At 47.4% G+C, this 22,671-nt stretch carries 28 protein-coding genes; all 28 read right to left on the minus strand.

The window, feature by feature from the left end; translation table 11 throughout:
- Positions 1–2 precede the first annotated feature (2 nt).
- The gene (locus B9N86_RS20080; RefSeq protein ID WP_208914900.1) at positions 3–569 is read right to left on the minus strand and encodes a phage tail protein I; all 567 of its coding nucleotides are present in this window, start codon (positions 567–569) and stop codon (positions 3–5) included.
- A complete protein-coding gene (locus B9N86_RS20085) occupies positions 562–1,686 on the minus strand; it encodes a baseplate assembly protein (RefSeq protein ID WP_208914901.1) in 1,125 nt (374 codons plus the stop codon). Before B9N86_RS20085 ends, B9N86_RS20080 begins: the two co-directional genes overlap by 8 nt.
- Positions 1,686–2,015 carry a GPW/gp25 family protein gene (locus B9N86_RS20090; protein ID WP_208914902.1) on the minus strand — a complete coding sequence of 110 codons (330 nt, stop codon included), beginning with the start codon at positions 2,013–2,015 and terminating at the stop codon, positions 1,686–1,688. Before B9N86_RS20090 ends, B9N86_RS20085 begins: the two co-directional genes overlap by 1 nt.
- On the minus strand, positions 2,012–2,419 hold the full coding sequence (locus B9N86_RS20095) for a phage tail protein (protein ID WP_208914903.1): 408 nt from the start codon (positions 2,417–2,419) through the stop codon (positions 2,012–2,014). The genes B9N86_RS20090 and B9N86_RS20095 overlap by 4 nt, the downstream gene beginning before the upstream one ends.
- Positions 2,416–2,844, minus strand: a complete 429-nt coding sequence (locus B9N86_RS20100; RefSeq protein ID WP_208914904.1) for a phage baseplate assembly protein V — start codon at positions 2,842–2,844, stop codon at positions 2,416–2,418. The genes B9N86_RS20095 and B9N86_RS20100 overlap by 4 nt, the downstream gene beginning before the upstream one ends.
- 2 nt (positions 2,845–2,846) lie before the next feature.
- The gene (locus tag B9N86_RS20105) at positions 2,847–3,959 is read right to left on the minus strand and encodes a phage late control D family protein (RefSeq protein ID WP_208914905.1); all 1,113 of its coding nucleotides are present in this window, start codon (positions 3,957–3,959) and stop codon (positions 2,847–2,849) included.
- Entirely contained in the window at positions 3,959–4,171 is a 213-nt protein-coding gene (locus B9N86_RS20110; protein WP_208914906.1) for a tail protein X, read from the minus strand. The genes B9N86_RS20105 and B9N86_RS20110 overlap by 1 nt, the downstream gene beginning before the upstream one ends.
- A complete protein-coding gene (locus B9N86_RS20115) occupies positions 4,168–6,171 on the minus strand; it encodes a hypothetical protein (RefSeq protein WP_210190598.1) in 2,004 nt (667 codons plus the stop codon). The genes B9N86_RS20110 and B9N86_RS20115 overlap by 4 nt, the downstream gene beginning before the upstream one ends.
- A 316-nt stretch (positions 6,172–6,487) precedes the next feature.
- On the minus strand, positions 6,488–7,315 hold the full coding sequence (locus tag B9N86_RS20120; protein ID WP_208914908.1) for a phage tail tape measure protein: 828 nt from the start codon (positions 7,313–7,315) through the stop codon (positions 6,488–6,490).
- Positions 7,316–7,485: 170 nt separating this feature from the next.
- On the minus strand, positions 7,486–7,854 hold the full coding sequence (locus B9N86_RS20125; RefSeq protein WP_208914909.1) for a hypothetical protein: 369 nt from the start codon (positions 7,852–7,854) through the stop codon (positions 7,486–7,488).
- 21 nt (positions 7,855–7,875) lie between these two features.
- A complete protein-coding gene (locus tag B9N86_RS20130; RefSeq protein WP_208914910.1) occupies positions 7,876–8,403 on the minus strand; it encodes a phage major tail tube protein in 528 nt (175 codons plus the stop codon).
- 12 nt (positions 8,404–8,415) lie between these two features.
- Positions 8,416–9,855: a phage tail sheath family protein gene (locus B9N86_RS20135; protein WP_208914911.1), complete on the minus strand. Its 1,440-nt coding sequence runs from the start codon at positions 9,853–9,855 to the stop codon at positions 8,416–8,418.
- 3 nt (positions 9,856–9,858) lie between these two features.
- Positions 9,859–10,197, minus strand: coding sequence for a hypothetical protein (locus tag B9N86_RS20140; protein ID WP_208914912.1), 339 nt, complete (start codon positions 10,195–10,197; stop codon positions 9,859–9,861).
- The gene (locus B9N86_RS20145) at positions 10,187–10,717 is read right to left on the minus strand and encodes a hypothetical protein (protein ID WP_208914913.1); all 531 of its coding nucleotides are present in this window, start codon (positions 10,715–10,717) and stop codon (positions 10,187–10,189) included. The genes B9N86_RS20140 and B9N86_RS20145 overlap by 11 nt, the downstream gene beginning before the upstream one ends.
- Complete coding sequence (locus B9N86_RS20150) at positions 10,714–11,280, minus strand: phage tail protein (protein WP_208914914.1); 567 nt, start codon at positions 11,278–11,280, stop codon at positions 10,714–10,716. The genes B9N86_RS20145 and B9N86_RS20150 overlap by 4 nt, the downstream gene beginning before the upstream one ends.
- Positions 11,277–11,624, minus strand: a complete 348-nt coding sequence (locus B9N86_RS20155) for a hypothetical protein (RefSeq protein ID WP_208914915.1) — start codon at positions 11,622–11,624, stop codon at positions 11,277–11,279. The genes B9N86_RS20150 and B9N86_RS20155 overlap by 4 nt, the downstream gene beginning before the upstream one ends.
- Before the next feature lie 15 nt (positions 11,625–11,639).
- Entirely contained in the window at positions 11,640–11,834 is a 195-nt protein-coding gene (locus B9N86_RS20160) for a hypothetical protein (RefSeq protein WP_208914916.1), read from the minus strand.
- A gap of 20 nt (positions 11,835–11,854) precedes the next feature.
- Complete coding sequence (locus B9N86_RS20165) at positions 11,855–12,895, minus strand: major capsid protein (RefSeq protein WP_208914917.1); 1,041 nt, start codon at positions 12,893–12,895, stop codon at positions 11,855–11,857.
- Positions 12,896–12,911: 16 nt separating this feature from the next.
- Positions 12,912–13,304 carry a head decoration protein gene (locus B9N86_RS20170; RefSeq protein ID WP_208914918.1) on the minus strand — a complete coding sequence of 131 codons (393 nt, stop codon included), beginning with the start codon at positions 13,302–13,304 and terminating at the stop codon, positions 12,912–12,914.
- Positions 13,304–14,386, minus strand: coding sequence for a head maturation protease, ClpP-related (locus B9N86_RS20175; protein WP_208914919.1), 1,083 nt, complete (start codon positions 14,384–14,386; stop codon positions 13,304–13,306). The genes B9N86_RS20170 and B9N86_RS20175 overlap by 1 nt, the downstream gene beginning before the upstream one ends.
- Positions 14,386–16,071 (minus strand): phage portal protein, encoded by a 1,686-nt coding sequence (locus tag B9N86_RS20180; protein WP_208914920.1) that lies wholly within the window; start codon positions 16,069–16,071, stop codon positions 14,386–14,388. Before B9N86_RS20180 ends, B9N86_RS20175 begins: the two co-directional genes overlap by 1 nt.
- Complete coding sequence (locus tag B9N86_RS20185) at positions 16,068–16,298, minus strand: hypothetical protein (RefSeq protein ID WP_208914921.1); 231 nt, start codon at positions 16,296–16,298, stop codon at positions 16,068–16,070. Before B9N86_RS20185 ends, B9N86_RS20180 begins: the two co-directional genes overlap by 4 nt.
- Before the next feature lie 28 nt (positions 16,299–16,326).
- The gene (locus tag B9N86_RS20190; RefSeq protein ID WP_208914922.1) at positions 16,327–18,186 is read right to left on the minus strand and encodes a phage terminase large subunit family protein; all 1,860 of its coding nucleotides are present in this window, start codon (positions 18,184–18,186) and stop codon (positions 16,327–16,329) included.
- Complete coding sequence (locus B9N86_RS20195) at positions 18,183–18,692, minus strand: hypothetical protein (protein ID WP_208914923.1); 510 nt, start codon at positions 18,690–18,692, stop codon at positions 18,183–18,185. Before B9N86_RS20195 ends, B9N86_RS20190 begins: the two co-directional genes overlap by 4 nt.
- Positions 18,693–18,996: 304 nt before the next feature.
- Positions 18,997–19,161 (minus strand): hypothetical protein, encoded by a 165-nt coding sequence (locus B9N86_RS20200; RefSeq protein ID WP_208914924.1) that lies wholly within the window; start codon positions 19,159–19,161, stop codon positions 18,997–18,999.
- Positions 19,162–19,172: 11 nt separating this feature from the next.
- Entirely contained in the window at positions 19,173–19,421 is a 249-nt protein-coding gene (locus B9N86_RS20205) for a hypothetical protein (RefSeq protein ID WP_208914925.1), read from the minus strand.
- A gap of 801 nt (positions 19,422–20,222) precedes the next feature.
- Positions 20,223–22,115 carry a glycosyl hydrolase family 28-related protein gene (locus B9N86_RS20210; RefSeq protein ID WP_208914926.1) on the minus strand — a complete coding sequence of 631 codons (1,893 nt, stop codon included), beginning with the start codon at positions 22,113–22,115 and terminating at the stop codon, positions 20,223–20,225.
- Positions 22,116–22,343: 228 nt separating this feature from the next.
- Positions 22,344–22,631 (minus strand): YjcQ family protein, encoded by a 288-nt coding sequence (locus tag B9N86_RS20215; protein ID WP_208914927.1) that lies wholly within the window; start codon positions 22,629–22,631, stop codon positions 22,344–22,346.
- Positions 22,632–22,671 lie beyond the last annotated feature (40 nt).

Consider the following 22,671-nt stretch of genomic DNA (forward strand, 5'->3'; position numbering starts at 1 on the left):
TATTACACCATCCTTACTGTCATTTTCTCGCCCATACGCAACACACCAGCAAAATATAAGTTAATCGGTTCAGATTGAGACAGGATCACTCGCTCCAAATGAGCGCTCAGCCGCTTGACCGATTCGACCGCTCGATAGAATTCCTGTGCTTTCTCCTGCGTTACTTCCGGATTATTCGTAATGACCTGAAAGTAACCCGGTTCCCCTCCGTATTCAAACCACTCTTCGACCTTGCCCTCACCAAAGAGGATCGTTACCAGGTCCTCAATGGCAGCAGGCGTCCCTTTGATCCGATGAAATTCCTTAGCGTTCATCAGCAGTTGAATCTTCTGCTCCAAGGGAAGTGACGTATCCCAGAAATCAACATGGTTCTGCCACGCCCGCTCATCCGCTTCGGCATCCGTGATCTTTCCTGCAAGTAGTCGGCGGTAAAAGGAAAGATCTTTAACCTGCTGAGTGAGTTCCTGCATGTGGCTATCCAAGGAACGAGCTGCCGCGGATACAGTCGGATCTGCCTGCGCATTCGGCGGCAGTAGGTCATAGATGCTTATCTGATCGATATTAATCATTGGCAAAACCTCCGAACGTGGCGTTAATCGTCACATCTTGGGCCACCTGCAGATCAGTTATCGGCGTATAGACAGGACTGACCACATTAACCCGAAGTGCTCCGACATTCATAATCCTGCCGATCAGCTCGGACTGATTTATATGCCGTCCAAGCTTTGATTTCTGCCACAACGCATAGGACGCCACGGCCTTCTCTACAGCATCCCGTATGACCAAGGACTCGGCAGCACGATCACTGCTGATGTAATAGGTTAACTCGATGTTGTAAGGGACTACCGCAGGAGCCTGGACGGTAACCTTATCTGTAAGTGGTCGGATTCTACGGCCATTAACTTTTTCAGCCACAGCGTCAAGGATTTCCTGAGTCGGGATAACCCCTCCCTCAAGCAATGGCACGACAGTAACCTCCACCGGTGACTCTGACACGGCCGCAACGTCCACAATAGCGGCACTGGCGGTCTTGGCCCAGTAAATGTATCCTTGTTCCGGTCCAGCCGTAGAAAACGACTCAGGAGCCATTCTGATGCGCTCCCGATATGAATCGTCATCCTCGGTATCTGCGCCGCCTGTGGTGGTGGTCAGGTTCGTCACGGACGCGACAAACGGTAAAGGGTCGATCAGTGTATTAACCTGTCCTGACAAAAAACCATTTCCAATCACACCTGGTGTTACGCACTCGATCAGGACATCAATTGATGTGACTCCCGCTGGAATGGTCACCGCGTTTTTAGTGGCAAATAAAATAGAACCCTCTGCACCTTCTGGAGCGACTCGGGTTCCCGCTGGGATGACCTGTGGAGTTACAAGGGGGATAGATAGCGTGAATCGCTCTGTAGTAAGAGCTGGTTCAGCCTGCAGCCGAGGCGTTTCCGGATCACCCAAGTGATCAAGAATAACGCCCTTGGCATAACGAAGTAACTCACCCTTTGCCACCTGATTAATAAGAACGCGTTGCTGGACAAACATCATCCCGAACGCCCGAAGAGCCAGCATATCAGGATCAGCTCGGTTTAATATCCGACCGGTGATCCCCTGGAAGATGGTGACCAACTCGGCAAAAACCTTGTCCACATCATCCTCAACAAATTTGATATCCGGTAAATCAACGAGTGTCATCACTGCACCTCTCTTTCCACGAACCGGATAACAGGCCGTAAGATGCCCTGCTCCGCTTCTTCTTCGCCTTGCTCATAATCAATACTGATGACTTCCGCTCTTGGCTCAAATTCGGTAATGGCAGCTATGAGTTCGTTAACCAGGAGCGCCTGAGAAAGGGGGTAAGGCTGATCGACAACCTCAGGAGATATACCAAAGGCACGATCCAGAGGGACCGTGCCTGCATATGTGCTTGCTATGACCTGTATATTCTGCTTGATAGAGTCGATGCCGGTTAGACCGAATCTCATGGCAGCCGGCGGCGTTCCGATCACCTTATGCTCAATCATACGTATTCCTCCAATGTAACGGACAGCGACGACTTCAGGAGATTTCCATCTCGATCAATGCGTTCCCACGATTGACCAAGACTCATAATCTTCCACTTTCCTTGTCCGAGTGCCTTTCCCCCGATTTGTAACAGCAGCACCTTTCCATCCCTCTCATATTTAAGTAGCTTTTCCATCTCTTTTCGGGGATTCATACCAAGACTCACATCAAAAGACATTGTGAAGGTAATCGTATCAAGCCCCGGGCCTAAAAACTGGCTACGGGGCTTTTGCAGATGTATTTCATTTGTCCCCCATCGGGCCGATGAATCACGTTGAAAATCTTGAAACGTCCGGACCTTAATAGGGGTCTTGAACGAAGAAATAAACACGATATCCCCTAATGCACCAAGTCCAATCTTCATATGATTTCACCGCCTCGTGTGATGGTTCCCTCTACAGTCAGGTTACCTTTAATGGTCACATCCCCTTCAAGGGAGACGCCTCCTGCAGCCTTAACCATCAGTTTTTGAGTGGTTCGGTCATAATAAACATAACTACCATCCTCAAACCAAACTCCTCGCTGATCAGGCGTTCCTGGTGGGTCCTCCTCATCCTCAATTACACCCAAACATATGCCCTCACTTATCCCATTAGCAAGGAATAAACAAGCCACCTCTTGACCGGGCTCTGGCAATTCATTACTGCGTGCCCATCCACCGCGAGTAAGCACGGGAAGATCACCGGAAACCATATCATCCCGATCCTCAAAAAAGGCTGTTATTGTTCCTGATTCCGGATCTGATGTGGAACATGTCCCGATCCGAAAAATATTTCTAATTGCACTCAATCTCACCACCCCAAAACCTTGCGTATTTGAATATCAGTTGTGTATGCTTGTGTACCGACTTTATGTGTCGCACTCACAATGATGTATTTACCGTCAAATCGTCCGTGACCCTTCACGTTAACTGTCACACTAGAAGCTAGTCGGATATCTCCATCAAGGGTGAATGTGGCTAGTCCAGCCTGCTTGTTCTGCTCCCGCAGCTTGTTTTTAGCCAGCCGTTTAGCTTCGGCAACGGTTTCCACACGCTCATTAATCCGAAGCACTGGAAGTCCCTTTGCATTTGGCAGACTATATTCCCCTATAATCACCTTAGGAGTTTTTGTCTTTGCTGCTACAGCTTTGGGCTCGGACTTACCACCCTTACCTTTCCCCTTCTTTTTAGCCTTCTTCGCTGGAGCTGGTGGACGATAGGTAACAATACAAGATCCATATGCTGTTGCCGTGCTGCTCTCGCTAAAGCTGTAGTTTAAGATCTTACTCTTGCCCCGAACAATGTCCAAAACTGCTGGTTTCTTCTCATACTCAGCTTCGTCAAATAGAACTAACTTACCACCTGATATTTTGACGGCTATACCTTCGTCCTTAGCAGTTTTAACCAAAAAGGGTAGGTCGGATTGATCGCTCTGATCTAGACGATCGTATGAAGGATTAGAGGAGGCTGAGTACACAAGTTTTAACTTTGCACGTCTGGCTATATCGTCAGCGATAGTTTCAAGCTTGACCTTCTCCCATGCTTTTGTCCGTTTCTCCTGCTTTGCCTGAGCGCCACTAAGCGGAAGAACTGAGGCTTGTATGATTGCCTCATCCGGTGGTCCTTTAATATCTATAGCGTCTACTTCAAACGATCCACACGGGAGCTTCGCTTTCTCACCTTGTTTATCCCAATTAACCACTGTAATCTCTGCTATGAGCTTGTCACCAAATACCGGCTTCCAGGTTCCTTGCCAGTTCGCATCCCTGTCATCTAATGTCACTGAGATGATGTCCTGATCTCCAGGAGCTGCATCCGTATAGTTAAACTCCTTAAGATATTTGTTTAGGTACTCGACCCCCATCTCTTTACCGTTGTATTTAAGCATCAGAGAGGCCCTGCGTCCATCCACGACCGTTTTCATTACTCATCATCCTCCAGTCTCCAAGGTGGTAGCGTAGAAGCCATAGAGACAGGCACTTCTGGCACATTCAGGATGATACCTGCTGGGAAGATAACAAACTCCACATGGTCAGGGTTTGCATTCATCAACTGAGTCATAAAAGACTCCTTGCCAGCAATTGAAAAGGCGATACCATCCCAAGTATCGCCCTGAATTGTTCTATAGGTTTTCATGATATCGACATCCTTTGTCGCTGACGTTCATGTGCGTTCAGGTGTGCCTCCCAATCACGCTGGGAATCTTTCATAACTGTCCGGACCATCTGCTCATCTGCATTGCCTTGAATGGTTATCTGTGGGCTATACACAGGAGCGAAATTACCACTCGGAGTTATTCCCAAAGCCTCACCTGCTGCAGCATAAAGACCCTTAGAGCGTTTTGAATTATTGACTGGAATAACATATTCATCATCCCCACCTTCGCCAATCCACGCCAGTTCGGGTTGAGTGATATGCCCGCCATCAGCATACCCATTAAAACCTGTCCCTTTTTTCGGTAGTTGCATGAAGTTAACAGGGTTACCAATTTGATTCCACAACACATCGACATTTATTTGTTTTTCTGTCGGCAAGAGATCCATCTCTTGGCGCAGATTAGATACATCCTGCATCGCTCGAGTGAAACGTTCTTGTTCTTTCTGTGATAGCGTTGTGTACTTGCTTGCCTGTTCTTCCAGATCCGCACCGTAGTCCAGTTCGATGAGGTTGAGCTGGGCTTGATATAAATCTTCGTAGCTGGTTCGTGCTGTCCCGAGCTCTTCCATTTTGGCGATATATGAATCTAACGTGCTTATTCTATCATTAGTCAAATCCTTAATATTGCTATCCAATAAACCTAGGTGAGTGATGTTGTCAAATACGAAGCCCACCGTGTCCCCAACTTCATCTGCCTTCTGCCGAAGAGCCTCGAGTTGCGCAGTACGGCCCTCCGAATCATCAGCCTGTATGATTTTTTGGTACTCAGCCTGATACTCTTTAAGTGCAGGCAACGCGGCATCAAGTGCTTGTTTTTGCTCTTGTAAGTCGGCAGTCTGCTTTTCGAGCGATAATATTTCCTCTTCCAACTCCGGAAGCTTTTTCTGACCTTCAGCAGCTTCCTTCTCAAGTCGTAGCTTTGCAAGTTCAAGCTCCGCGTCTGATTCCTGCTTTAAGAGCCCTACTTTTTCCCTGACCTTACCACTTTCAACATCATATTGAGTTATGGTCTCGGGATAAAGTTCTTGCAGTTTTGCAGTCACTTCAGCTAATTTTTCTTTTTGGGCAACAAGCTCTTGAGAATTTCCACTACTGTTTGCTATTGCATCGCTCAGATTGTTATAAGTCCAAACCAAGTCATTGGTCTGTTGCGCTTTTTCAGAAGCTGCATCGTACTGTTTAGCAGTTTCTTCTAGCTTATCCCCCATGTTAATGAGGGATTGACGGGCCATATCTTGGTGCTTTTTATAAGCGATAACTCCCATAGTGAGGGCGCCAACAGCACCAACGGCCAAGCCTACCGGATTAGTTAACAGCCCTGCGAACTTGCCGAACTTGCTTACTCCATCCGTTGTATCGAAAACGGCTTTTTTAACTTTAGTGATATCTTTAACCATGCTCACTGAATTTTTCGCAAGCATGGCGGCAGGAACGGCAAGCCCAATAGCTTTTATTACGTCTTTATTGTCCTTTGCCCAAGCTGTCATGTCCTTCAGTACCGGCATCAAGTCCTCACCGATCGGGATGATCACTTCATCCATCAATTCCCGCCCCAACACCTTAAGGTCATGCGTCAAGTTGTCGTATTTGACGGCAGCCATTTCTTCCATGGTTGCCGTTGTCATGTCAAACTGACTTTGGGTTGAACCAAGAGCAGCCACGACTTCCTTCTCCAAATCCTCCCATTGCGTGCCGAACAACTCCACGCCGAGCACATTACGATAAACATTGTCCTCGATTGTTGAGAGTTCGGTGATGACCCTTTGCATAACATCCTTACCTTTAATAGCCCCTGTGCTCAGGTCTGTAAGAATTTTATCGCCATCGCCCAACATACCTGATAATGCCTTGAATGTATCTTCAGCGCCTTTGCCGCCCTTTTTCAAGTTCTTGACCATTTCCTTGGCGGTATCCGCGGACACATGCTTGAGCAGTTCCAGATATTCGGCGGACTTCGTTCCGCCTTTGGTGAGAGCCATGGTGAACTCTTCGATTCCCTCTGGAGCAAACAAAGCTCCCAGGGCATCAGCGGTCTTATCACTACCATCTTGGATCCGGATATTAAATTCCTTCGCGAGGTCGCCTACTTTATCACATTGTGTTCAGCGAGGTCCGCTACACCTCGCCCCGCCCTATCAGGCAGCTGCATGTTTCCATGCAGATCAGACTATATCAAGAACTCTTTGCGAGTCCCCTCCCATTTCCACGCGCTTGCGTGTACTCGGTTTTTCACCGATAGTCGTTGCACGTTCCTGCTATCAGCAGGCTTCGCTCATGATTTCCCTCGTCTTTACGTTAGGGGGTTCCATGAATTAGAGAGGTTTCGATATGGTGTCGCCACCATAAAGCCCTAATAAAAAGGTTCCAGGCGCCTGCTTGAAGTCCTGAAGCAAAGAAATCCATCATCTCATTAGCTGAGTAGCCGAGTGCAGCAAACTGCGGTGCGTACTCATTCGCGGAGTCCAGCAGTTCACCGGACTTATCCAGCCCCCGCTGTGCCCCCTGGGCGAGCAAGTTCATCGATTCTTCGGACGTGATACCAAACTGCCGCATCATGGTGTCCGAGGCTTTAACAGACTCTGGAATGTCAAAACGGAAGACGTCTTGCAGGACAATCGCATTCCTGGTCGTTGTCGCCAGTTCATCGCCTTCCTGTTTGGTGACATTTCTAGCGACGACCAAAGCGTCTGTGAGGTCGTTCACGCCCTCACCAAGTCCTTTACGGTACAAAGACTGGGAAATGTCCTGAAGTCCCGCCAATTCCTTTGCTGTGGCCCCTGTAGCCGCTGCAAGCTGTCCTGATTGGGCGTCAAGCTCACCGATGGTATTGATCATTTCACCGATTGAACCGGTTATCTTTTCGATAATGGCATAAGCTCCAGTGTATTGGGCAACCCGGCCAAAAACATCCCCAAATTCCGCAGCGTTCTCTCGAAGTTCATGGAATGCACCTGAAGCCTGCCGTGTATCCTTGGTTATCTGGTCAAAACTTCTTACCTTACGTAGATCGCCAAGGTCCTTGCCGAGATCCGTGACGTCCCTGCTCATGGTGTCAAACGACCTCTTTAGTCGGGGGTCTATGTCGCCGTTCAATTCAAACGACATTTCGTATTTCTTTGGCATGGGTTAACCCCCTCCCTTCCGAGATTTATCTTCGTTATTGACTTCTTCAAAAGCCGTATCCCACTCATACAGCGTCCAGATCGGTATGCTCATCCAATAAGAGAGATCCCCCTTCATAACACGGGACAACCTTATCGAGATTCTCATTAAACTACGAATAGGATTATTGGCTAAACCAAACCGTTCAAAAAATCTTTTGCAGCACCTGTCGCTTTCAAGAAATCTCGTGCAGAAAGCTTCTTCATGAGGTTTGGATGTACGCCTGCGCCTTTAGCAGCGAGAACAGCCAAATACCCAGGATGATCTACTTTAAATGCAACGTAGACATTTCTTTGACCACGTACAAAATCCATAAAGTCCGACTCGATATCCATAATGTCGTCACCTGAGAGAGTAGCAATGTCGATCCGGAGTTCTTTAATCTCCGCGTCCTCCCAAACAACAGGCCGGGACAATTTAATCACTGTCCCGGCCTGCTTTACTTCTTCCAAATTTTCAGTATTTACCACTTTTTCAGTATTGATTGTTTTTTCGCTCATCCTCTGTTCCTCCTTCGTAAATTAGGCCTTTCCTAAAGCTTTTCTTACGTCGAACATGTCATCTTTACCGTTAATCCGACTGATATAATTAAGTTTGTCCAATTCAAATACTGAAGCACCATCAATGAATATTTTCAAATAGGTGGCTTCGATTGTATTGGTTGTATCGGTGGCAGCATTGACTGCGAGTGTTCCGAGATCGACCCCTTTACCTACACCACGAACAACAATTTTTATAGCACGAGTCACAAAAGCAGATCTTGTGTTATCAAATTCATTGAAGGCACCGCGAATTTCAAGCCCCTTCATCTGCGAGCCAGCCAGCTCAAATACATACTTGTTAATGGTTCTCCACGTAATTCCCAATTCCATCGAACTGTAATGTCCAGGTGAAGGAAGATCAAGCTCCCCTAGGATCCCGGCACCTGAAACCGTGCTAGTTAGCGGCGTTAATGATGGAAGTGTGATATCGCCTGTGGCAAAATCATTGTCACTTCCCTCAATGTATAACGCCACACCTTCCAGTTTAATGGGAATATTTCCAGCCATTTAAGACCCTCCTTAAGCTGCTGTCAAAGCAGCCAAATATGATACGTCGTAGAAGACAAAGAATTCAATTTCCTGTGCCATGGACGGCGGTGTGACGTACACTCGGTATACGACCTTGCCGTTGCCAAGTTGGTCACTTGGATTGTCTGCAGCGAGGAATTCAACGCGCCCGCCGAGCAAGTAACCTGCACCAACCAAGCCGTTAATCCAGACGTTAGCTCCATCAGCTATCGATTCAATCAGTCGGATATTGAGTGGATTGTCCACCTGCTGCCAATGCCGGAGAACCAGTTGATTTTTGATATAAGAGAACATCCGCCGAACCGGAATGAATGTACGCTGCGCATCCGTATATTCCGGATAAGCACCTGTCCGGTTGCCCCATGCGTTGAATCCACCCGTCCAGCGGATGCCTGTCACGATGCCGTTAGCATTCAGTACATTTGCTTGATCGTATGGAATAAGAACTGGAGTGCCATCAGCGTAGACCAGTCCGTCCGCTGTAATCGGCTGGTTCGACGGAGTCTGAACCGGCACCCCTTCATTCTGACCGTCAGTCGCAACCATGGTTGCTGTGACCAGAGTAGACATGTGGTAAGTGCGCCCCTTGTATGTCGCCATTGGATATGTGTTGGTTTGGAGATGGCTGGTATAGCCGTTTTCCTCTTTCCATGCCACAACATCAACATATTTCTGACTTGGGTCCAGGTCGGTCACTGCATGAGCCTCGAACAAACCGTTGATAGATTTGGTCTTAGCTACCATCACCGCACCGACAACAGGATCGTGTGAAAATCCCGGTGCGACGATCAAATTCGGGACAAAGGAAGTCTCCAAAAACACTTCTTCAATCAGTTCCATCCCTGTTCTGACCCCAGTCTGTGCATCTGTTCCACCGATGATGCGGCTAGCCGTAACTGCTGATGGCTTTAGAGATTTGTATCCGACTTGCAGGGAGCTGGTACCTACTGGGATAGCACCGCCTGCCACGATTGAAATGACGAGCTTACCAGCGTCGTTAAACGTCAGGGTGTAATCTTTACCCAGGTCATATGTTGTCGAGCCATCAGCGACGGTTACCGAGGCTTTCAGGACACCCTCTTTATCAATGGCGTGCATGCCATCAATAAAGTCCACTGCTGCCGCTGCTGTGGTTTCCGTATCCGTAACATCAAGGACGTTCACGAAGGCGATAGGACCTTGTTCATTCTCATCAAGATGCAACTTTGCTGCTTCGCACAATGTGTAGGATTTCCAGTCATCAGAGTAGCCAAGTTTCCGCTTGAAATCGTCCATGCTATTGGCAAGGATAACCTTGTTAACAGCAGCAGACGGGTTATCAGCAAGGTTAATCGGTGCCGTTCCGATGTATAGCGGCAACGTATTGGTTTGTTCCACTGCCTTCTTTGGTTGATATACCTCTGTGGCTTTTACACCATGAAATTCAGCCATATGTTACACTCCTTTCAGTGACTGGAGGGCCGTGTTTAACGCAGTCCCAGTCTGTTTGATTTGTTTTAATGATTCCTGCAGCTGATCAACTGGCACAAACAAATTTTTGATAAGCGGATATTCCGCATAAAGAGCCTTGAAGTATTCCGGATGCCCGCCGATAAACACTTGATTTGTCCGGATCCCAACGCCGTTCATTCTGATCGACGGTCCGATATAAATTAGTTGCTCTGGCTCAGCAGCCACTTCAACCTTAGGCTCCTGTGGCGCTTCGCTCGTACGGGTCAAAGGCTGTATCTCTTGCCTCTCTTGATCTTGTCCCTGATTTTTCTTAGTAGCCATTCCTCCATACCTCCTGTACTATAGATGGCATTTCCCACGTGGTAGACATGTAGCCCATCCAATACGGATCAGCCTGCTCTTCGTAAAATCCCATTGAGAGCGGTCGTGTTAACCGGGATGGCCATCCTTCATATGTTTCTCGCAAAAAAGAGGCCCTGACGTATTCCATGAGATGCAGCACATCCATGTATCCATCGGAACCTCTTCCTTCACATCCAAAAATTAAATCCATTTGTACCGTGCGGTACCCCTCCTCATTATCCTCAGCTGGATCGCTAAAAACAATGATGATAAACGGCCACCGTTCGTCTTTCTCGTCTGGAAGTGTCGTCTCTAAAGGTGGAGATGACGGCGGGGGCGGCATATCCGTGCCCTCTACAGGAGGCTCGTAACTCGGAACATCCCTTGCCGGTAAATCAACCTGATAGATATTAGGCGGGATCCCGGCGCCAAGAGCCATATCTTTCGTTAAATCCTGCAAATACTGCTGCAGCTTATTCATTAAAATAACAGGCGTCACGCTTTCAGCCTCCCTAACATCCTATCCAATTCATGCGGCAGGCGCTTCTCCATTTCCTCACCATACACCTGTTGCACATGCTCTCGGACCTCTTCATTGCCGACCATCGACGGTACAGCTGGTCCGCGTAGCTCTCCGATCGGTAGCCGCTTTCTGCCTGCTCTCATAAATACTCCGAGATGGGTCCCAGCGGTAGCGATAAATGCACCAGGGATAGGCTTCTTGACCCCACCCCGATATACCGCAGCCTTTAACGCCTTAGGAGCTTTCTTAAGCTTGCGCTTCGGTGCCACCGTGAATTTAATCAGGGGAATGGAGTGACCTTGAGAAGTCAGCGTTGCCTGCAACTTGTTGCTCGCAGCTTTCTTAATGCGGATCGTCTGGACTACCTCTTTCTGCTTGATAACATACTTCTCGCGCACCTTGCGCCCCGTTTCCGTCTTTGCCCGCTGCGTAGCCCGGTTAATGCTGGACAAGACAGCCTGACGCACCGCCTTGTCCATTTGCTTCAGCGACCGGTTTACCTGCTTGAAATTGTCCTTCACATCGATAAAATCACTCATGGCCGTTTACCGTTGGCTTGCAGCACGATTTTAAGGATCCCCGTCTCATTCGATACCCCCATTACTTTGTACCATGATCCATCTAGAGCGAAATCCTGATCCACACGGGGGGTAAAGCCGAGAATTCGATGCTCGATATGAACGACTACGTTATGAACAGATACTCCCTCAGCATACTGCAGAGGTCGACCGTCCAGCGTGAATGCTTCGATGATCATTTTCAATTGACGATGGATATTCCCTTTGACTTTGTCATAAGTGGTGACGGTATGGACCTCAGCGAATTCGTTTGAATTCATGAAGACCGAGAAAACATCCTTCGCCATTTGCTGTTTAAGATTCATAGCGAATCAGCCTCCCTATTCGGCGTCTTCCTTCGCTTTCTTAGCAGCAGCTTCTTTGATTGCCTTCGCTTCAGCTTCAGGATCAACGATAGCTTTAGAATCTACCAAGCGTTCGATCTCCTCTTTTTTCACCCCAGTGGTTGGGAATTCTTCACCGATACCGTATTTCTTACCGTTATGACGAACATTAGTTAAAGTTACGTATGCCATGTTTTTTATCCTCCTTTGGATTAAAGAACTTTTGCGACGTACCAGCCATCAACGTTAACTGGAACGCAGATCGGACGGGACAGCAATTGCAGTTTACGACTTGGCGGTTCAACTTCGCTTAATACTTGTGGGTAGATTTCAGCTTGAGCAAACACAAAATCACCGTTCTCGTTAGCGACCAGGTTCGCACCGTACAAGAATTCGAACGGTTGACCGTCAGGAAGCAAAGCAAGAGTTCCTTCTGGGATGTAACTCACTTCATCGCCAGCTTCATCTGTGTAAGAGTTGGTGTAAGACCAGATTTCCAAGTTAGCTTGGCGCAGGTAACCGTGAAAGATTACACCTTCCGGCAAGATGCGTTGATTCAGATCGCCCACGTCCAAAGTTTCCTTTTTGGCTTCGATCAGTTTTTGCACTGTTGGATGGTTTACGATAGTTCGAGCAACCTTTCCGGTTGTGAGTACACGACGCATTGTCCGACCGCTCTTGTCCATTACCTCTTGAACCTTATCAGTCAGATATTCTATGACATCGGTGTCAGGATTGGAAAACAAGTCTGTGCCGGACAAGACCTCTTTGTTCGTAAAACCCCAATCGAGAACTTGACTTACACCCTCACCAATCTGCTCGGTTTTACCCGTGAACATGATTTCGGAGAGTTGCTGCACTTTACGACGATCGATAGTGTCTGTAAGCTCTGACAGGTCCTTGACAATCAATTCCTGATAACGTTGTTCTGGAGATTTAGGATTCAGCAGTGTTTCACCTGCCTGTTTCACTTTCAGATCGTGACGAGTAATCACGCGCATTGGTTTCACCAGCGCAGGCTTATACGTTTTGGAAGTGAACCCAGTACGCAATACAACCTTACCTGGAAGCAATTCATTTACGTACGGAGCCAAAGGGCGATGACCCTTTTTGGTTTGAATTTCAATTTCATCTGTCGTGAAAGTCTCTCCTTCACTCGCGAACGTATTAGTCAAGTAATACGAATCTTTCGGGAATGCTTCAACAACCTGTACAAGTGTTGGAATTTCTAAAATTTCGTGGTAAGATGCCATGTTTTTATATCCTCCCTTATTTAACTACTCGTTTAGTGATCAGGCCGACGTTACGCATTGCAACCTCATGTTGGGCCACTTTATCAGTACCACCAAATTTGAGTGCATCACGGTTGAATTCACCGTCGAGGTAAGCAGCAGCACGAGCCTCACCCGTGGTGGCATCAACAATGGTATCCGCGAGAATGCAGTACGGGTTTTCGGAACCGTCTGTGTTCGCTGAATTTACCGGAACCACGATCGGCGTGCCAGCGTATAGGTCGCTTTCAGGCAGTTGGCTCACACGTCCCAATACAGTGCCACGCGTCACTACCCCGGCCCCGGACTTGATGATAATCGCCGTCATTCTCTCCGGCTGAACGCCTCCTGCAAACAATTCGTCAAACGATGGACTTGTATACTCCGCCATTATTTACGGCCTCCATTCTTTTTGATGTTTTGGGCCATAGCAACCATATTGGCTACTGCATCGCCCTTTTTTTCTTCTTTGGCTGTCTCAGGTGTTTTGGCTTCGAGTGTCGCCACGTCGTCAACGCCGCTTTCCTTCGCATCCAATGCGCGGTTTGTAGCCTCTTGGCCGTTGCGCTTCATCGAAGCTTCCATTACCTTCACCGCAACGTCCTGTACAGTTTCCCCGTTGGTGATAGCCTCGTTAATAAACGCAGCTGCACCCGGTGCTGTCGCATATGCTTGCAAAGCTGCAATGCGTGAACGCTCGGCTGTTTGTGCCTCATTCTCGATCTGATCAACCAGCTCAGGGTGTTTTTCCTTCAATTCATTGATGTCCATTGTTTTTGGTTCCTCCTTGTTTTTAATAGGTTTTGGTGCTGGCGGGACAGCGGCAACAGCTTTAGCCGTTTGTTTGTGATCGCTATACTGATTACGCATCTTTTCGATGACTTCCGGCGGGAGCACATGCCCCGCGGCAGCGTTATTAGTTACTGCAACCTTTTCGGTGAACATGATTTCGTCAGCGAATCCCAATTCAACAGCCTGCTGAGCGTTCAACCAGGTTGCTTTGTTCATCATGGCGAGAAGCTCGTCGCGATCCATACCCGTTTTAAGCATGTAAGCGTTGGCGATGGCTTCGTCAGTGTTTTTCAACATTTCTGACACACCATCCATGGAATTCTTGTCCCCCCATGCAATCGTGGACGAGTTGTGAATCATGATCTGGGCTGTTGGAGACATCAGAACCCTGGTTCCTCCCATTGCAATTACTGAAGCAGAAGAGCCAGCCAAGGCAGTAATCTTGCTCGTTACATCAACGGAGTGATGTTCGGCGTAAGATTTAAGCATAGTGTAGATTTCCGAACCTGAATCAACCAATCCTCCGCCAGAATTGATAAGCAATTCAACTTCATCCCCGTTTGCCTCGTCCAAAAAGTCCGAAACAACTCCGGGGCTAATCGTTGGAATGTCAAACCAATCGTAAATCCATTTTTCATCATCAGAGATAACAGGTCCGTTAAGCTTGAGTTTCTTAGACATTAGTTTTGTTCACCCCCTTCCTCGTCATCGTTGTCTTCATCGCCTTCATTCGAAGGTTCGGACGGTGTGACAACCGTCGGAGCAGCTTGCACAAGTCCCAATTTTTTCAGGCGGGTTTGCTCATAAGCGCGCTGCTGAACATTGTCCTCCCATGATCCACCGTTGATCTCGGCTGTTTCGCGCGTTCCGGTAGAAAGATTGTTGTCCATCCTCATGACGGCTGCTTGTACCTCTTTGGTTGGGTCAAGCAACCCCTGCGATGGTCCGTGCCATTCGGCCTTTGTGTAGGCAGCAAAAATAGCCGGATCATCAAAGATGCCGGGTGCGTCAATTCTTCCTTTGGATACTGCCTCCACAAACCATTCTTCATAAATGGGCTGGCAGAACGTTTTTGATAGCCAAGCGCGGCGCATACGATACATTTTCCAAGCTTCCAGCAGTGCGCCGCGAGAAGCTGAATAAGAGCTCGTGAATTGCTTGGTCAAGATCTCATATGGAAGCTCTAAAGCTGCGGCAATCTGTTTAAGCATGGCACGGACGAAGGCTTCATAGTTCGGATTCGGCCTAGTAGGGTCGGCAAACTTAACATCCTCCCCCGGATCGGTCCGCATGATGGCGCCTTGTCCGAGCTTTATCTCATCTCCTGTGGCGCCCGGTACATCTTCAGCGCCATCCAAATCTTCATCGTCCATCCCGACACCGTCAAACGGGGTTCCTCCCTCGTCATCGGCGGGTGTTGTAATAAAGACCGTGTACATGGACGTGATTACTGCGGCGGCAAGCTCGGCATTCGTGTATTGGCTGAGTTGCTTCAGCGATTCAATGATTGGAGCGATGACCGGAATGCCTCGACGTTGCCCTGGCCTTTCTGCCTCGAACAAGTGAAGTACGTTCACCCGCCCGGTGCGCTTGCCGTATTTATTAACGCGGACCCATTCATTTGACCCGCTCAGACTGTATCCGCCTGCTCCGGGGTGTCGGTTGCTGAAATGATAAGCAACAACCATTCCGTCGGCATCTACCTCAACCCCTGACTGGATGCGTTCCCTGTCAATGTTGACTTTATCAGGAGGAGTTGCACATCTGTCCGCCTCGATCAGATTCACTTTCAGGTCATACACCGACCAAGGACGTGGTTTACTTGGCATCAGCGCGAATACATCGCCACTCATAAGGGTTGAAATGAAGGCCAGTCCTTGTAGTTCATAAAAGTCGTTGAGTCCGGCAGCGTCGCACTTGGTTGTATCTGCCCACAGAGCCCATTCTCTCTGAATGGAGCTACGAAGCGTTTCTGCGTGTTCTTTTGTCAACCCTAGGTAACTGGCATCAAAAGCCGGATTCAGCCGTAAGCCGGTACCCACAATATTGGTCCGCAGACCTTTGTGAGCTGCGGCGACGATATCCGAACCCATATGCAGATCCCGTGCCCTCTCGCGAAGCTTTGGAACGTTCTGGTGAATGTCCGTGTCAGCATCTCCGACAGGGGTTTTCCAGAACAGCATGGACGACTTAGTTGTGCTGGCTCCATGCTTGCCATATCCTCGCCCGTTGCTTCCAACTCCACCGATTAAGCTATTGGTGACCTTGCGTACAGCTTGTTGTCTCACGACCTCCGTCCTGGCCTGCTCGCGCTTAGCAGCAATTCCAGGAGCGAATATGTTTAGCGCCTTATCAATGATGTTCATCGGTCAACAGGGTAAATCCCCGACGTTCTGGAACGACGTTTGCCACCATTCTCATACGCATCGATGATCCGACCATACTTTCGTTTCATCATTTGGATTTCTTCCATGGTTGTTCTCGTTAACGCTCTCCCCGCAATGGAATATGACGCCCCGGTGGAACGTGCATCCTCTGCATCACTCCACATCTTGTATTTCGCCTTAGCTTCTTCGTAGGATATTCTTGGCATTTTCCCTTTCTCACCTCCTTCCAGTGGGCTATATGCTGCTGGCTACGTTCTTTTTCTTTGATCTTTTGGGGCGCTTTGCCCCGGTGGCCACACCTCCTGGTTCAGGCAAAGGCAGGTCGAAATTGGGATTTATCATCTCAATCGCTGCCCGGTTGTAAACCGCCAGGTCAAGAGCCTCGTTTCGAGCTCTTGTCTGTACCCAAGCCATGTATGGCTTGCCCTCTTTATACCGGGTGACAAGCTGCTCTGCCGTGAGTTGCTGGAAATATTCTTCGTCGTACACGAATGGGTCTGGATTGTCCGGGTGCGGCAGTGGGAACCGGCATGATCCCGGCTTGCCTGGCTCCAGGCTAAGCGAAGAAAATATAATCGACTTCCCCTCAGAAACCCCGACACGAACGACAGTCGCTTTCGGGACGTTGTTCGTGCTTATACCGTTAAGGAGCGGAGTCTCCTGTCCGTCTCCCTTCTCTTCCCCCTTGAGGGCGTAGATGTTCCGCGCTTGTCGGGGCTTGCAAAACTTATAAACTTTCAGCGTGAAGTGACCCCCGGAGTCAATCAGGGTTCTAACCGGCCGGAACGTGCGACCAGCTGCATCCTTCCAGGTCCGTGAAAGGAATTCATCCAACTCCTGCCATGGTTGCTGCTGATTGAGGTCCCCAACGATAACATGGCGCTGTATCCTCCAACTGGAATATCCTTTGCCCCAGCCGACTACATCGATTTCGAAGCGTGTATCTTGGGTATCTACCGCAGCTGTGATGTACCGAACACCTTCGGGAACCCTAGCTTGGTACATTTCGCGGCGATTCATCAGGATTTCGTGCTCAAGTTTCTGGCCCTCTTCCTCCCAAAGCTCAGCGAGGACCGTATTTATGAATACTTTAATGGCCTGTTTACCCTTTTTGTTGGCTGCTATCCACTCTTTTACAGCCATTTTCCAAGTGTAATTTATGGTCGCAGCTAAAGCAGAGAGGTGAAATCCGCGAGTTGTAGCGTGCTTTTTGCTTGCAATCCACTTCGTTCTATTTGCATAATCCCGTTTCCACTCATGTTCCTCATGCATCGCCCCACATTCCTCGCAAGCGTGCGTCACTTCGGTACACTGGCTCGTCTCTTCGTCGTAGGTATACTTGATCCGGTTCCATTGAAGCGTTTGGAGATGGTCGCAGCTTGGACACATGAAGTGAAGCTTCTCTTGTGTGCTGTCCTCGTATAGCTTTTCAATCTCGGATTTCCCTTTGATCGTCGGGGTCGAAACGAAGACCATCCGACGGTTGTAAAAAGTGGTTGTCCTCTTGATCGCAAGGTCCAATGGTGAACCCTCATTACCAGCAGAAATCGCAAAACGATCGATCTCGTCCGCAAGCAGGATGCGGATCGGCTTAGAAGCCAGTGATGCCGGAGCGTTCGAACCAGCGATGTTGATCCGCCCACCTTTAAAGCTCTTATAATAAATCGTATCTCGGCTGTTCCTGCTTTTACTTTTGCCAAACAGCTTGGCGAGTTGCGGTGAATCTCGATACAGTGGGCCCAAGCGGTCATTGGAGAAGTCTTTTGCGACGCCTAGGTCTGGTTGAACCATCATGATTGGAGACGGGTCGTGTCCGGTGTAATATCCGATCACATTAAGCTGGAAAGCCGTCTTCCCGAGCTGAGAACCAGCCATCATTACAATGGTGTCAATGTTCGGGTCGGTTGTAGCATCCATAATCGTTCGCATATACGGTACCCGGTCAGTTCTCCACGGTCCTTTTTCGGCCGAATCCTCGGCAGAGAGCACCCGGTTTTCCTCAGCCCATTCTGTAACGGTAATCGGATCGGGAGGCGCGACCAAACCGACGACCTGTTTTATAAGCCCGAGTGTTCGTCGTTTGCTGGGTTTCACAGCCCATCACCACCGGGACTTCCATCATCCTGTTTAAGGGGGTCATATTTCGATAGTCCAATCAATGCATCCGTGAACCTATCTTCCAATAGCAACCGAATTTCTTTCGCATCTGTCATATATGCCAGATCCGTGGACAGGTTTGGAGCCAAGACCATGATTGCACCCCGGAAGTTCACAACCAACTCACCCCATGCTTCCAAGACATCTTCGGTCGTGTGCAGATTCTTCCGTTTCTCCTCCAACTCAAGCAAAGCAATTTCTTTTTTTATCTGCTCGTGCTGAGCTTTCTCATCGTTGTAACTGACCTTCCCCTCCTCAGCAACACCCGTAATATGCTTGATGTAAGCCTGTACTGATTCAGCGAGGTTGTACTTTCCACGCGATACCTGAGTGAGTACTCCATCGCGCGTCAATTGACTAATCCATTGCTTGGTTTTGCCCACAATTGCGGCTAATTCACTTGTTCCAACGATGCCTTCCGGCTTCTTTTCTCCTTTCCTCAATTTCGTTCCCCCACTTTCCTTTTTGTATCTATATTTTGATGGTGTTCTCAGACCGATTTTAAGGCGGTTTTTAACGGTGTATTATTAGAAGCGATATTTCTACTATTGAAGCATAAAGAGCCCTCGGCGGGGCTCTCATTAGGCGAAAAGTACATATAAAGGGAAAGTGATTTTAAAAATTAAAATCTAGCGATATTTCGGGGTCGTCCGCACCCGCACTCATTCTGAACCCCCAGAGGGACCCGTGACCAAAAATTCGGCCCATTTCAGCCCGATTTTATATGTCTACATTTATTCATCTCTATCACACAGCGCCTGTATGACCTCTTCTAATCGATCTGATGACGTGTATTGGATTAAGGGTGCTGAGTAAGGTTGGATCCTCTGTACGTCCCACCGCACTACTCTTCTGTATAACCACCTCTTCGTTATGTTCCGGCTCACGAAGTACATTTCTATAGCTGTTCATGTTATTCACCCTCATCCGTTGCATTTACATCTTCTCTTCTCAGCATTCGTTGTCCCTCGGCTAGTAGGCTTGTAATCAGCTGGTACTCCATAACGGTGTGATTGAGCTTCCTTGTAGATCTCTGGCATTGCAGCAGTTAATAGACTCTTTGCCGTATCCTCATCAAATTCCTCAATGAGATTCATATAGATACACTTTGCCCTATAAGCTACAGCCTGGTCTGAATACAGCATCTTGTGACTGGCTATATCCTTATCCATTACATTCACCCTTTCTTTACCCCAAATGATTCAAGGGTCTCTAACCAACATCCACATTGACAGCCGAAGGTGTGCGCCTCAGATTCATATCGAGCAGGCGGTTGTACTATTACCGGCTTACTGTATGGCCTATTTGCATATTGGCGTCTGCCTTCCTGGTACTCAATCTCATTCAACAGGATTTTCAGTTTCCGTTTCAATCGTATACGTTGGATAAATCCTTTCCGCTGAGTCTGAATTTCATGGTGGATATTGAGTGCCTCTATTTTAAGATCACGGATTCTCGTCACAAACCTCATCCTTTCCCCAATAAAAAAACACCCCATATTTTGAGGTGTTCTGTTGAGGTGAAACATTGTTCATCGCTATTCTATTTAGAGCACTAAAGTTACATAGCGCGTGTTTAAGATCAAGAGCTGGGTCATTGAAGAACATGACCCAATGAAAGAAAAAAGGGGCTCATAGCCGCCCCTCTGCCTAGCGGCATTCACCCGTCCTAGTACCGAAACTGAAAAGACGTTTCGGCACGCGCCGTTTTTAATGATCTCTTTTAAATATCGTTGAAGACGAATTGCAAACGTACCGCTACGCTCCGTCCTTAAAAGCATTGTACTTAGTTACTAGAGAGATAAGAAGGACAAGACCATTATACTGATGTTCTTAATTGGTCGTCAAAGGTGGTATGGGGTCAAATTCGCCCGTTTTCCACATGTTACCTCGTAAAAAGTTACACAATTCATTGTTATTCGCCCTTTTTCTTTAAAGTTAAGCATGTATCCTGCAGCAGCAATGCATCTTCTTCTACGTAAAAACCTTGCCAAAAGTGAATGGAATAACAACCAAATCTCTATTAGAACCATATAAGTTCTTGAAGTTTATAGTCCCATTGGCACCGCACCATATGTTCAGCTTTCCGGTTACGTTTGGTTCGACGTTGCCACCGTTTTCTACGTTGCTACCTAATATCATAGTGACAAGATTGGATCCAGTACTAACAACTATGCCCCACTCTAATCCAGTGTTAGTATCAAGGGCAAACATGTATATCCCCCTCTTGTTGGCATTTATTTCTCCTGGGAGAGCGTAAGAATAGGTAGACCCATTAGCCACGTTTGTAGTCAATCCGGAGTATCCAAACTTAGAGAAAAATTGCCCGGCGCTAGAAAAGCCAAAAGGCGCGTCCGCAAAAGGTATTAGGTCTACTGCTGAGTTGCTTGTGTACCCCACCATCAAGTTTCTGTTCGCTCTGGATGTATCATCAAACAGCTGCCAATCCCTGTTATTGGACCCTGCTGATAAGTACAATCTTTCATCGTTGGACGACTTGTTGCCGAACGTAGTTAACATACAATTATCAAGCCGAATTCCTCTCTTTGTTGTACACTGAGAGTCATCTATGAAATTCTTCCTACCTCCAGTTTTATCTCCACATGTCGCAGAAATCACGTTCCTGAACGTGACAGCATTACATACACCAGAAGCTTTTACTAGAAGAGGTGCTGTACTAACGTCATTTTGTCTACTTATACCGCAGGTATCAAAAGATATTCCCGCAACATTATTCAACTTTATCAAGGATACAGCACTACTTACGGTATCTGAGCCATCTGATCTACCGTTTTGCGTCATTTGGCATCGGTAGAATGCAAACGAATTAACCGTATCCAGATCAAGTATAGTGGTGGTGTATGATCTTGTCTCAAAATGACAGCCGTCAAAGTTAAAACCGTGATGATACCCATCTGTTCTTACACTATCCCCTCTAGCCTTAATCCAAGTGCAGTTGTTTGCACTTACTTCAAAATGACATCTTCTAAGATTGACATTATTGTGATTGTCGATGGTTGGTTTAGTCAGGTTTATGGCGACACCACTATCCCCCGATATGGCAAAGAAACAGTCATAGAATGAAGAATCAAATATGCGCTCGACCTCTAGGTTAACGTTTCCTCTGAAGAACACATTTACAAACCTAGACTGTCTCAATTCGTACAGATTTACCGGATCATTCTTGCCTAGCTTCATGACTGTCGCCCCACCTTTAACAGCCCATAAACCTACATCTTTAAAACATACAGATGTGTTCCACATATCCAAAAGCGTACCGTTCTGCTTGTCTAGTTCTATAGACGAACTTATCCCTGAACCCTTTATGAGTAGCTGGGTCGCTCGCCCTGTCATGCTAGTTATTGCATTAGCAGACTTGGTGATATAGATCGTATCTGTTACTCTGTACCGTTTTGGCTGGAGTATGACCGGAATAGTAAGTGCATAGCCGCCATCCAGAGTAATTTTTTTTGAGTTTACAGCTAAGTTAATAGCCGTTTTAATGGGAATTAGATCGTCTGCAACTCCATCACCCTTAGCACCGAACCATTCAGGATATATTTCATCTATCTTACAATTTCCAGTGATGGAGCCCCCAATCGATAGATCAAAAATGTGATCGTCAGGATTAGCATCCCATGTACCGTTAATTTCCATTCCTATTCCTGCTGCGGGCTTTAGTCTTGCATTTCTATCAAATATAAGCTTTTTATTCGATAGAATTGTAATATTTTGACCGATGAGATATACACCCTTTGGGATATATATTGTATCTGAAGAATTGTCTGATATTGCAGCATTCAATGCTGAACGACTATCAGTAACCCCATTGGGATCAGCTCCATAATCTAATATATTATTTGTCATTTATCACACATCCTTTTCTTATAAAGTCTATTTGTCATCTTCCCAGAAATGCATCTTTTTTTGATTCCCCCAACCCATTTCGTATAATGACCCCCACTAAAATCAACTCAAGATAGCAGTAAGTCGGACCGATGTAAATAGATTGGTTTCTTATCACTCGAATCACCTCCCCCTCAGAATTTTATGTAAAAGAAAAAGCCGCTCATTTGAGCGACTGTGTTTAATCAATTATAGTTTGATCCATTCTCTTACTTCTTTTAGCCCTCTATAGGTTTTAGACAGTATACTATTTTCGTTTAGGTACTTCTCACCTCGTTCGGTAAGTACAGGTCCTATTTTATGGAGATGAGGTCTGTCACCTGCCCATAACAATCCCGTCAGGTATTTTTCCCTTGAAAGAAAATTCACTGCGTCATCAAACTCATTTTCACTCACATCGAAGTCTTCTTCTGTAAGAGGAGTGTTCCCTTCATTAACTTCTTTCAGAATAGCATAGCGTAATCTTTCCTTATTCAAGTAAGCCACCTCCCTCGACATCAAATTTCGACATCAGAGG

This window comes from Paenibacillus uliginis N3/975, from assembly GCF_900177425.1.
Taxonomy (GTDB): domain Bacteria; phylum Bacillota; class Bacilli; order Paenibacillales; family Paenibacillaceae; genus Paenibacillus_AQ; species Paenibacillus_AQ uliginis.